Source organism: Alcanivorax sp. MD8A (genome assembly GCF_002888555.1).
Taxonomy (GTDB): Bacteria; Pseudomonadota; Gammaproteobacteria; order Pseudomonadales; family Alcanivoracaceae; genus Alcanivorax.
Genome location: NZ_AQOQ01000056.1, coordinates 1 through 11330, shown reverse-complemented (window position 1 = coordinate 11330; position 11330 = coordinate 1). Strand labels below are relative to the sequence as shown.

Sequence of the window (11330 nt, the reverse complement as noted above, 5' to 3'; positions counted from 1 at the left end):
AGTTAACAGTGAATAGTGAATAGCTAAAACCCAAATTCAAAAGCATGGTCATTCCGGGCCCTGGCGAGGTATAGATGCAAGAGCCTCGGGTTGCGAGACTTGGGTCGTAAAAACCTTAAGCGACTACACGACCTAGAACGGGCAGGGGGAGGTGAATTCGCTCCACAGGCCGGTGACGGGGTGGTTGAAGCCTAGCCATTCGGCGTGCAGCAGAAGGCGGGGGCTTAGGGCTTCGACTTCGGGAGGGGCGTACATATCACAGCCAATGATGGGGTGGCCCAGTTCCCGACAGTGGATGCGTAACTGGTGGCTGCGCCCGGTGACGGGGCTCAGGGCCAGGCGGGTGCGGTTATGTCGTTCGTCACGCTCCATCACCTGATAGTGGGTCAGGGCGTGTTTGCCGGTGTCATGACAGACTTTCTGCAACGGACGATTGGGCCAGTCCGCAATCAGGGGGAGCTCAATGCTGCCGGCGTCCTTCTCGACCAAACCCTGTACCACCGCCTGATACCGCTTCTTGACTGTTCGCAGCTGAAATAAACGGCTTAGCTGGCTTTGCCCTCGCTGACTCAATGCAAAGACCATAAGGCCCGAGGTATCCAGATCCAGACGATGCACCAGACGTATGTCCGGGTAAATCAGGCTGAGACGGGTAATGGCGCAGTCCTTGTTCTCGGGGGCGCGCCCGGGAACGCTGAGCAAGTAGGCAGGCTTGTTGATCAGCAGAATGTCCGGATCCTGATACAGGATGCCCACCCGCTCGTGACAGGTGGGCACAATGTAGTAGGGGGCAGTATCAGCCCCAGAGTTGTTGGAAGACATCGCTATACTGGCTGGCAAAGTGCACGGTCAGGCCGTCTTTCAGATAATCCGGCAACTCGTCGAAATCACGCCGGCAGGCATCGGGAAGAATCACTTCACGAATATTTACCCGCCGGGCGGCAATGACTTTCTCTCGGATCCCGCCAACGGCCAGCACCTGGCCGGTGAGTGTCAGCTCTCCCGTCATGGCGACCTTGCGCGGCAGCCGCTTGTTGCGCAGCAAGGACAGAATGGCGCTGGCCATGGTGACCCCTGCGCTGGGGCCGTCCTTTGGCGTTGCGCCCTCCGGCACATGCAGGTGGATAAAGGCATTGTCGAGACAGTCTTCCGCCAGCCCGTAGTCCTGCAGGTGGCTTGCCACGTAACTGTAGGCAATTTCCGCGGATTCTTTCATTACGTCACCGAGTTGCCCGGTCAGTTTGAAACCACGTTGCTTGCTGTGGACCAGACTGGCTTCTACAGAGAGGGTGGCACCACCCATACTGGTCCAGGCGAGGCCGGTGACAACGCCAACGCCTCGCTGGGTTTTTTCTGTCTGGAAGTAGGGCTGTCCCAGAAACTCAGACAAATTCTTGCCACTGATGCTGAGCTTCTTCTCGCCAGCCAGCAGTTTGACGGCCGACTTGCGGATAATCTTGTTCAGTTGCTTTTCGAGGTTTCGTACCCCGGCTTCCCGCGCATACCCTTCAATAACCTGCCGCAGGGCACTGTCACTGATCTTGAGCTGGCCGGGTTTTACGCCGGCACGCTCCAGGGCTCGTGGCCACAGGTGCTGCCGGGCGATATCCACTTTCTCTTCGGTGATATAGCCGGAGAGGCGAATCACTTCCATGCGGTCGAGCAAGGGGCCAGGAATGCTGTCGAGGGTATTGGCGGTACAGATAAACAGCGAATGGCTGAGGTCGAGCCGTTCATCAAGGTAATGGTCCAGGAAATCCTGATTTTGCTCGGGGTCCAGTACTTCCAGCAGGGCCGAGGCCGGGTCGCCCTGAAACGATTGCCCAAGCTTGTCGATTTCATCGAGCATGATCACGGGGTTTGCCGTGCCGGTTTCTTTCAGGGCCTGAACCAGTTTGCCGGGCATGGCACCGATATAGGTGCGGCGGTGCCCCTTGATTTCGGCTTCGTCGCGCATTCCGCCAAGGCTGAAGCGGTAGAATTTGCGATCCAGCGCTTCGGCAATGGACTTGCCAATACTGGTCTTGCCGACCCCAGGGGGGCCGACAAGCAGGATAATGGAGCCTTTGACCTCACCACGTAGTGCCCCAACCGCAAGAAATTCCACAATGCGGTCTTTCACGTCCTGCAAGCCGCTATGGTGCCGGGTGAGCACTTCGCGGGCATGGCTGAGATCAAGATTGTCGTGGCTGTATTGCCCCCAGGGAACACTGGTAAGCCAGTCCAGATAATTACGTGTTACGCCGTATTCAGGGGAGCCGGTTTCCAGTACAGACAGCTTTTGTAGCTCGTCTTCAAAGCGTTTTCTGACCGCATCGGTGGGAGACAGGGCCTTCATCCGTTCACGGAATTCATCCGCTTCGGCGGTCTTGTCATCTTTGCTCAGGCCGAGTTCGCGCTGAATGATCTTGAGTTGTTCGCGAAGGAAGAATTCGCGCTGGTGGCGACTGACCTTCTCGTTCACTTCTTCGGAAATCTGGTTTTGTAGTCGGGCGACCTCCAGTTCCTTTTTCACCAGCGTCAGGACCTTTTCCATGCGAGGCTTGAGCGGAACGGTTTCGAGTATGCTTTGCAGCTCTTTGCCTGAAGCACTGGTCAACGCTGCCGCAAAATCGGTCAGCGGGGAGGGTTCAGAAGGCGAAAAGTTTTGCAGGTAGTGACGCAGCCCTTCGTTATACAGTGGGTTGAGCGGCAGCAGCTCCTTGATGGTGTTGATGATGGCCATGCCATAGGCACGCACGGTTTCATCAGCGTCTGTACGTGGCTCTGGGTAACTGACTTCTGCCATATAGGGACGCTTGCGGTTCAGCCAACCCTGAATACGAAAGCGGGATGCGCCCTGGGCGACGAGCTGGAACTGATCATTTTCTTCGTTCAGGGCGTGAACTTTCACCAGGCAGCCGTACTCCGGGAAATCCTCCAGCTCGACGGTGTCAGGGTCTTTGTCGCCCACGTAGACCAGGCCCAGCGATTGGTGGGGGGTCTGGCTAACGCGCTCGAGGGTCTGCTCCCAGATTTGCTTGTCCAGCATTACAGGTTGCACCAACCCGGGCATAAAGGGCCTGTGGCGTACAGGGATAAGATAGATGCGTTGCGGGCGCAACTGGTCGGGCAGGGCAAGGCTGCCCTGCGAGGTATCGGTGTCTTGAATATCGTCAGTCATGGTGTGTCACTTCCATTGAACGTGGAAATAACATGGTGCCGGGTGGCGGAATTTCAATTGTCGATAATCAGCAAATCGGCACAGAGATTCTTTGGGGTCTTGCTCCTGCGCTCGACGACGCGGGAATTCAGCCCTCCCTGGTCGCATTTCTCTGCCAGGGCATAAAATGGCGAGCGCCCGGGATCCGCGATGATAATCTGTTTTACACCGGCTCTGAGCGCGCGGCGGATCAGGTTGTAGAGCACAGGGGTTAGCTCATCCCAGAAGCAAATATCGGCTCCGGCCATGACCGTAACGTCTTTAAGGCGGGCGGTAGTGAGCTTTTCAAAGCGTAGCTGCTCGGTGGTGATATCCACCTTGTTGATCTGCGCATGCAGATCAAGATAGGGGAAAACGTCTGCATCGGCATCTACGGCGGTGACCCGGCAGCCAAACCGCTTGGCGGTAAAGATCGACAGTGGCCCCCAGCCGCAGCCAATATCCAGCAGGTGATCGTCCGCGCCCAGTTTGTTGCGGGTGAGGTGATCCATGATCAGAAAGCTGGAATTCCATACCTTGTTACCGTGAATGGAGGGGGTATGGTTGGCGCGTTTGAGGCGGCGGATTTCCTTGTGACCGGAACGCAGCAGGGTAATGCCCCGGGTGCGAATGGTGTGAGGCTCGCCTGCGCGTATAACGGGTACTGACATAATCGACCGCCAATTAAAAGATTGAAACACTAAGGTCAAGGCTCGCGGGATTCAAGCCCTGCAATGTCAGGCATAATGGGGGAATGGGTACTCGAGCGATGAAACATGATTAGGGAAAGTGTCACTGGGCTGGCTGGTCTGGCTTCCGGCAGGACGCGTTATTTGCGTGGTTTGGCGTCGCTTGCGCGTATTGGTGCGGTCTATGCCCGCGGTCGTGGGCGTTCATTGTCAGAGCGACATCATCAGGCGGCTGATATTGCCACCCAGCTTTGCCGGGCAAACGGTGGATTCTGGGTCAAAGCGGCGCAGTTTTTCAGCTGCCGCCCCGACGTGCTGCCGCTTGAGTATATTCATGCGTTTCAGCAACTGCAGAGTGACGCCCAGCCGGTGGAGTTCAGCCGTATTGCCAGGGTGCTCACTAAATCCTGGGGCAAGGACTGGCGCGATACCTTTCTGTGGTTTGAGGAAACGCCGATCGCCGTGGCGTCTATCGCCCAGGTACATCGAGCCAAGCTGAAGGATGGGCAGGAGGTTGCGGTAAAAGTCCGCTTGCCGGCGGTAAAACGCTTGTTTGAGCAGGATGCCAAGGTGTTTCAGGCGCTCGCCGCCATTGCCGCTCCCCGGTTTCGTGAGTTCGATCTTCGTCAGGCCATTGAGCAGTTGCTGGCCATGACGGCAACCGAACTGGACTTCCGTAACGAAGCAGCTAATACCTTGCGCTTTTCCCGTCAGCCCCATCCCGAGCGTATTCGGATTCCCGAGTTGGTAAAGCCTCTCTGTTGTGAACGGATATTGGTGAGCAGCTGGGAAGGGGGTAACCGTCTTCGCCAGCATCTTGATCAGCACCCCGAAGAGGCAGCGGATCTGCTTGGTGTGCTGCTCAGCAGCTACCTGCAACAGGTGACCCGGTTTGGCGTGTACCAAGCCGATCCGCACCCGGGCAATTTTCTGGTGAATGATCAGGGGCAGGTGGTGATTCTGGATTTCGGTGCCATTGGTGTGCTGAACCCAGATGAAGTGCGCCGCTATTCACGATTGTTGTTCGGCCTGATGGGATTTGAAGGGCAGGTCGACATTGGCGAGTTGTTCTACCAGGCGGGTTTTCGTGGTGGCAGTCCGGATACGTTGCGCGAACTGGCCATGTACGTGCTGACCGACAAGTTGAATCAGCAGGGACCTGTTGGGGCCATGGGGGATCTGATGGAGCGTTTTCGTGAAGAGAGAATCAGCATCCCGGATTCGTACATTGGTATCTCGCGCGTATTGATCACCCTGGGTGGTTTTCTCATGACCTATAACGTGCCGTTCGATTGGCGGCCACCGGAGCTGCGTCGTTCAAACGGTTGAGCTTCCGGTGGCCGTGATGCTTGTCTTCTTTTCTCTAGTGCCGATTTTCGTTCCAGAATGTCCGGAAGGCATCCGCGCTTTTGGCGGGGGCTTCTGTCATCGGCAGATGGCCAATCCCATCCAGGATGACTGATCGTGCTTGGGGAAGACGCTCAAGAAACACCGGCACATTATCGACCCCTAACAGCCTGTCTTCCTTTCCCCACATGACGAGAGTGGGCTCATCCAGTGTTGCCAGTACATCAGTGTTTTCCAGATTCATGCCCGGATCCGTGCCTAACTGGCGAAAGATATCTTCCGCTACGGTAGCGTTATCCGCCTTGCGTTGCCCCATGACATCCACGAAGAACTCCGGCATGTAGGGCGGATCCTCCATGGCCCATTCCAGGGTCGTCTGGAACTCATCCCGGCTGTGGGGGATCAACGGGTTGCTGTTACTGCCTTGCAACAGGGCTTTGAACTCAGGGGTTTGGCGTGTCAGACCGGCAGAATCCACCAGCCCCATGGTCATTACCCGTCGCGGGGCCTGTCGTGCCATCTCCAGCGTAATGGCTCCGCCCATGGAATTGCCGGCCACATGGAACTGGTCTAGCTGCAGGGCGTTCATCAGCGTCAGTAGCCGCTTGGCCTGGGCTTCCATGGTGTAGTCCAGCCCCAGATCGCGGGTGGTATCACCATGGCCGGGGAGATCAGGCACGACAAAATAGAACTCCTCTTCCAGGTTGCCGGCAAAACGCACCCAGTTGCTGGCATCGGCACCAAAACCGTGAATCAGCAGTACGGGGGTGGCATCGGCAGCAGACTCACTGACCAGCAGGTGCCACTGAATGCCGTCTTCTGTGGTGATCGTTTTTTCCTGAAGTCCTGCTCGTGAAATTTCGAATTCCAGTCCGTTCTCATAGGCCCATTGGGCAGAGTTATCACAGGCTGAAAGCAGGGAGGCAAGCAATAGTGCGGCAAGGCCATGGGTAAAGGCGGCAAGTCGTAGGGGCATTATTGGGCTACTCGATCCGTAAGTGGGTTAGCCATTATAGAGTGCCAGGACCGGGGCCTGCACACCGCCACGGGGGCCAAAAGTGCTCTCTGTGCAAGCGGAAATCAGCCTTGTCGGCGGGGTGCCTTCAGGTTCCAAACCCCGGCGGCAACGATCAGCAGTGTGCCCAACAGTGTCGTAATTACCAGGGTTTCCCCCCAGAACATCCAGCCGAGCAGGGCCGCCCAAATGACGGAAGAATAGTTGTAGACCCCGACCTGGCCGGGGCTGGCGATCTGATAGGCCGTTGTCATGGCAAACTGGCCACCGGTTGCCACCAGACCAATGCCGATAAGCCACAGGTAATCGGTCCCGACGGGCACGGTACTGGTCCAGGCGAGGGGGAGCGCGGAGAACCCGGTCGCAAACAGGGCAAAGTAGAACACCACCCGTTGCGGAGGTTCGGATACGGCCATGCGGCGGATGCTGACCTTGGCGATACTCATAATCGCGGCCCCGGCCAGAGCAACCCACATTACGGGATCAATCTCACCCGAATCTGCCCGCATGATGACGGCAACGCCGACAAAGCCCACCAGAATAGCAACCCAGGTACGCAGGCCGATCTGTTCGCGTAGCCATAGCCATCCCACCACGGGAAGGAAGAAGGGCACGGTCATTTTCACCAGCACCGCTTCTGCCAGGGCAATATGCCCGATGGTGTAAAAGAAGCAGAACATGGCGGTCACGCCCGTGAAGGCACGTATCAGATGCAGATGAATATTGGTGGTACGCAGTTGTCGAAAACCGCCACGCTGCATGATGATGGGCAGAAGGAAGAGCAGGCCGAAGAGATTGCGCGCGAACACAATCACTTCGGTATCCAGGTGATCCGAGAGCAGTTTGATCATTGCCGCCATGATGGCCAGCAAGCCTTCCCCCAGTACCAGCAGCAGGGCGCCCTTCAGGGGTTGGTCATTCACCCGGCGGTGTGTCCGTCGAGCGGGGTGCCCCACAGATCATGTTCATCTGCATGCTCGATGGTGACCTTGAGGCGCTGGCCGGGCTGCACGTCGGTGATGCCATTGAGATAGACCAGGCCATCGATCTCCGGTGCATCGGCGCGGGAGCGGGCAATGGCGCCTTCGTCATCTACCTCATCAATCAACACTTCCTGAACGCTGCCGATCTTTTTCTGCAGCTTGTCGGCGCTGATGCGGGCCTGCACATTCATGAAACGTTCGCGGCGCTCTTCGGCCAGTTCCGGGTCTACCGGGTTGGCCAGTGCGTTCGCCGGGGCGCCTTCCACTGGGGAGTAGGTGAAGCAGCCGACGCGATCCAGCTGTGCTTCCTCAAGCCAGTCGAGCAGCAGCTCAAAATCATCATCGGTTTCGCCGGGGAAACCAGTAATAAAGGTGCTGCGCAGGGTAATGTCGGGGCAGATTTCACGCCAGCGACGGATCCGCTCAAGGGTATTTTCGGCATGAGCAGGGCGTTTCATCGCCTTCAGTACCGTCGGGCTGGCGTGCTGGAACGGAATATCCAGATAGGGAAGGATATGACCCTCAGCCATCATCGGGATGATGTCGTCCACGTGAGGGTAGGGATAGACATAATGAAGCCGAACCCAGGCCCCCAGTTGTCCCAGGGCCTGACAGAGCTCCAGCATCCGGGTTTTCACCGGCATGCCCTGCCAGAAGCCGGTTTGGTATTTGCGGTCGACACCATAGGCGCTGGTGTCCTGACTGATCACCAGCAGTTCCTGTACCCCCGCTTTGACCAGCCTTTCAGCTTCATCCAGAACGTCGCCCACCGGGCGTGAGTCCAGTTTGCCACGCATGCTCGGGATGATGCAGAAGCTGCATTTATGATTACAGCCTTCGGAAATCTTCAGATAAGCATAATGACGCGGGGTCAGTTTGATCCCTTGTGGGGGGACCAGATCCAGAAAGGGATCATGGTTCTGCAGCGGTGGTACCACCTGATGAACCGCGTTGACCACCTGTTCGTACTGCTGGGGCCCAGACACGGATAACACCGAGGGGTGTACCTTGCGAATGGTCTCTTCTTCCACCCCCATGCAGCCGGTCACAATCACCTTGCCGTTCTCGTGAAGGGCTTCACCAATGGTGTCCAGGGATTCCGCCTTGGCATCGTCAATAAACCCACAGGTATTCACCACGACCACGTCGGCATCATCGTAAGTCGGCGTGACTTCGTAGCCTTCGGTGCGGAGCTGGGTCAAAATGCGTTCGGAGTCCACCAGGGCCTTGGGGCAACCCAGGCTGATAAAACCGACTTTGCCGGGGGCTTTACCGGACATAGTTCACCTCGAGATTGGCTGCCGCCTGTCGGGCACAAACGGCTGGCTGAGTGTCAGAGTGGGTGGGCGCGCAATTCTACCGTTGTCGCAGCCCTTAAGCCATGGGCGATTCCGGTATAAGGTGAGCCATCAGAGGGAGATTGTATGCGCTGTTTTCTCGGCATTCCGGTCTCGGGCCCGCTGGCCCATGAATGTGTGGCGTTGTCACTGGGACTGCCTCAGGCGTCGCCGCGGCGAAACCTGCATCTGACGTTGGCCTTTTTGGGAGAGTGCTCACCGGGTTCCGTCGAACGTCTGGTCCCTGGCGTGTCTGGACTGGCTGCCCGTCATGCTCCCTTTACGATTGCCTTGACGGCCTGTGAGCCCTTCCCTGAGCCAGAGGGACCCTATCTGGCGCTGACGCAAACCACCCAAACGGCTCTGGCATCGCTCCATGACGACATTCAACAGTTGCTCAGCGCAGTCGACGGCTTCACGGCGGAGGAGCGGCGGTTTCGCCCCCATGTAACCCTGGCCAAACCTGGAGAGCCATTGCAGAGGCGCACGGGGCAGTGGATTCTGGATGCGGATCAGTTGTGGCTCTATGAAAGTGACAGCCGTCACGGAAGGCCGCCGAGTTACCATCCGTTGCAGCGTTTTGCGCTTACCGGTGGTTGAAATCCCCATCAGGACCCGCATGCTTCAACGGACGACCTCACACGACAGTGAACAGGAGTTTCACCATGCAGTTACTCAGCAACAGCCTGACCGATCAGGCCCCCATTGGTGAGAAGTACGCCTTTGCGGTCAAGGATGCAGATACCCACGTGGCCCTTTCCAGCAACATCAATCCCCATCTGGCCTGGAAAGACGCGCCGTCACAGACCCGCTCATTTGCCGTGGTTTGCCATGACCCGGATTGCCCCAGTGCCGGTGACGATGTGAATCAGGAAGACAGGGAAGTCCCGGCAGATTTGCCGCGGGTGGATTTTTATCACTGGACCCTGTTCGACATTCCTGCCGGTCAGAGTGAAATCCTTGAAGGCGAGCATTCGAGCGAAGTGACCGCCCATGGCAAGAACGGCCCCACTGCGCCGCAGGGCCTGCGCCACGGCAAGAACGACTATACCGGCTGGTTTGCCGGTGATGCGGATATGGAAGGGGAGTACTTTGGTTACGATGGGCCCTGTCCGCCGTGGAATGACAGCATCGTGCACCGCTATGTCTTCACCGTGTACGCACTGGACGTGGAGCAATTGCCGACAGAAGGGGATCTCAGCGGTGCCGCGCTGGTCGGGCTGATCAAGGCGAATGCGCTGGATTCGGCCAGCATCACCGTGAGTTACACCCTGAATCCGCGACTGGCCAAGTAGACGGCTGTTGGGGAATCAGGAAAGAAAAAAGGCCGCGGAAAGCGGCCTTTTTCGTCAGCCCCCGGGGAAGGGCTGGAATTGGTCGGAATAGCAGGATTCGAACCTGCGACCCCTACGTCCCGAACGTAGTGCTCTACCAGGCTGAGCTATATTCCGGATCTGGTGCTGGCGCATTCTAGCAGCGAATTCTGAAATTGCCATACCTAAATCCCCCGGTGGGGGTCGTTTGAACAGATTATGGCCAACCCGGAATCACACAGGCAGAATGCCACGCCAGACTGGCAGGTGAAGAGACGCAATGACGGAATTTGAGCATCCTTGGGGCACGCTAACCTTGCAGCGCTGGCCGCTAAAACGGCAGGACGCATTGCAGGCCTGGGACAACGCTGACCAGTATCTGCTGAAGACTCTGGCGGATCGGGGCGAAGGGACAGCGACGCTGTGTCTCAATGACAGTTGGGGAGCGCTGGCGCTGGCTGCAAGCCAGCATGGCGAGGCGCTGTCCTGTGGTGATTCCTGGCTGGCGTGGAAGGGGATGGCCATCAACGCACAGACCAATGGCCTTGCCCCTCCCCAATGGTGCTGGCCACAACAGGCACTTGATGTCACCCCGGATCAAATAGTGCTGAAAGTCCCCAAATCCGTGGCCCTGCTGGAATCCCAGCTGGACTGGATCGCGCAGAATACGCCGGGCGATGTACCTGTCTGGCTTGCGGGAATGGACAAGCATTTGCCACGCCAGCTGGTTCCGCTGCTGGAGAGGTTCCTGGGGAATGGCCGCGCCGAGTACGGTTGGAAAAAAGCGCGCTTGTTCAGTGCCCGAACACCGGGGCAATCCCTGGCACAGGCGGACTATCCTTCTACCATTGATTCTCCATTCGGCCCCTTGGTTGTTCATGCGGGGGTGTTCTCACAGTCCCAGCTGGATATCGGCGCGCGCTGCTTTCTGGACCATCTGCCAAATAATGTGACGCCAGACACGCGTGTGGCAGACCTGGGTTGTGGAAATGGCGTCATGGGGCTCGCCATGCTGGCCGCTTCGCCCGGTTGCCGGGTGACGTTTTGTGACGAGTCCTGGCTGGCCTTGCAGAGCGCCCGGGAGAATGTAGACCGCCACAGCCCGAACGCAAACGCCCGGTTTCATCTGGGCGATGGGTTGAAAGGCGCCGGAGGCCCGTTTGACCTGATCTTGCTGAACCCGCCTTTCCATGAAGGCCATGTGGTCGGGGATCATGTGGCACGCCGGTTGTTTCGGCAGGCCAGCGAGTCGCTGGCACCTGATGGCGAGTTACGGGTGATCGGAAACCGGCATCTGGGGTATCACACCGTGTTGCAGCGGTTGTTTGAATCGGTCGAGGTAGCCGGCAGCAATCGAAAGTTTGTGGTGTGGGGTTGCCGGTTGCCACGAGGGCGACCTGGCCACTCCTGACGCGCCATGGACTGGTTCGTGCTAGTAGGGAGCCTCTGAATAACTCCTTGCGTG

Annotated in this window: 10 protein-coding genes and 1 tRNA gene; 4 read left to right on the top strand and 7 right to left on the bottom strand. The window is 57.8% G+C overall.

What is annotated here, in order from left to right:
- Nucleotides 1-132: 132 nt before the first annotated feature.
- From A15D_RS16630 to A15D_RS16620, 3 genes are read right to left on the bottom strand one after another with little or no spacing between them, the layout of a single operon-like run.
- Nucleotides 133-822: a pseudouridine synthase gene (locus A15D_RS16630; RefSeq protein ID WP_102792844.1), complete on the bottom strand. Its 690-nt coding sequence runs from the start codon at nt 820-822 to the stop codon at nt 133-135.
- Nucleotides 797-3163, bottom strand: coding sequence for an endopeptidase La (lon, locus tag A15D_RS16625; protein WP_102792843.1), 2367 nt, complete (start codon nt 3161-3163; stop codon nt 797-799). Before lon ends, A15D_RS16630 begins: the two co-directional genes overlap by 26 nt.
- 53 nt (nt 3164-3216) lie before the next feature.
- Entirely contained in the window at nt 3217-3852 is a 636-nt protein-coding gene (locus A15D_RS16620) for a methyltransferase (protein ID WP_102792842.1), read from the bottom strand.
- A 105-nt stretch (nt 3853-3957) separates the two neighbouring features.
- Between A15D_RS16620 and A15D_RS16615 the strand changes: the two genes are divergently transcribed.
- Nucleotides 3958-5199 carry an AarF/ABC1/UbiB kinase family protein gene (locus tag A15D_RS16615; RefSeq protein WP_102792841.1) on the top strand — a complete coding sequence of 414 codons (1242 nt, stop codon included), beginning with the start codon at nt 3958-3960 and terminating at the stop codon, nt 5197-5199.
- Nucleotides 5200-5233: 34 nt separating this feature from the next.
- Here the strand turns inward: A15D_RS16615 and A15D_RS16610 are convergent, their stop codons facing one another.
- The 3 genes from A15D_RS16610 to rimO all read right to left on the bottom strand — a co-directional run bounded on the left by A15D_RS16610 (nt 5234) and on the right by rimO (nt 8495).
- Nucleotides 5234-6193, bottom strand: a complete 960-nt coding sequence (locus A15D_RS16610) for an alpha/beta fold hydrolase (protein WP_102792840.1) — start codon at nt 6191-6193, stop codon at nt 5234-5236.
- 104 nt (nt 6194-6297) lie between these two features.
- Nucleotides 6298-7155: a DMT family transporter gene (locus A15D_RS16605; RefSeq protein ID WP_102792839.1), complete on the bottom strand. Its 858-nt coding sequence runs from the start codon at nt 7153-7155 to the stop codon at nt 6298-6300.
- Nucleotides 7152-8495, bottom strand: a complete 1344-nt coding sequence (gene rimO, locus A15D_RS16600) for a 30S ribosomal protein S12 methylthiotransferase RimO (protein WP_022986540.1) — start codon at nt 8493-8495, stop codon at nt 7152-7154. The genes A15D_RS16605 and rimO overlap by 4 nt, the downstream gene beginning before the upstream one ends.
- A gap of 144 nt (nt 8496-8639) precedes the next feature.
- On the opposite strand from rimO, the gene thpR reads away from it, so the two are divergent.
- Both thpR and A15D_RS16590 read left to right on the top strand, forming a co-directional pair.
- Nucleotides 8640-9152, top strand: a complete 513-nt coding sequence (gene thpR, locus A15D_RS16595; RefSeq protein ID WP_102792838.1) for an RNA 2',3'-cyclic phosphodiesterase — start codon at nt 8640-8642, stop codon at nt 9150-9152.
- A gap of 65 nt (nt 9153-9217) precedes the next feature.
- A complete protein-coding gene (locus tag A15D_RS16590) occupies nt 9218-9847 on the top strand; it encodes a YbhB/YbcL family Raf kinase inhibitor-like protein (RefSeq protein ID WP_102792837.1) in 630 nt (209 codons plus the stop codon).
- Between the two features lie 79 nt (nt 9848-9926).
- Here A15D_RS16590 and A15D_RS16585 read toward each other — a convergent pair.
- Nucleotides 9927-10003 (bottom strand) — tRNA-Pro (locus tag A15D_RS16585).
- A gap of 142 nt (nt 10004-10145) precedes the next feature.
- Between A15D_RS16585 and A15D_RS16580 the strand changes: the two genes are divergently transcribed.
- A complete protein-coding gene (locus A15D_RS16580) occupies nt 10146-11276 on the top strand; it encodes a methyltransferase (RefSeq protein ID WP_102792836.1) in 1131 nt (376 codons plus the stop codon).
- Nucleotides 11277-11330 lie beyond the last annotated feature (54 nt).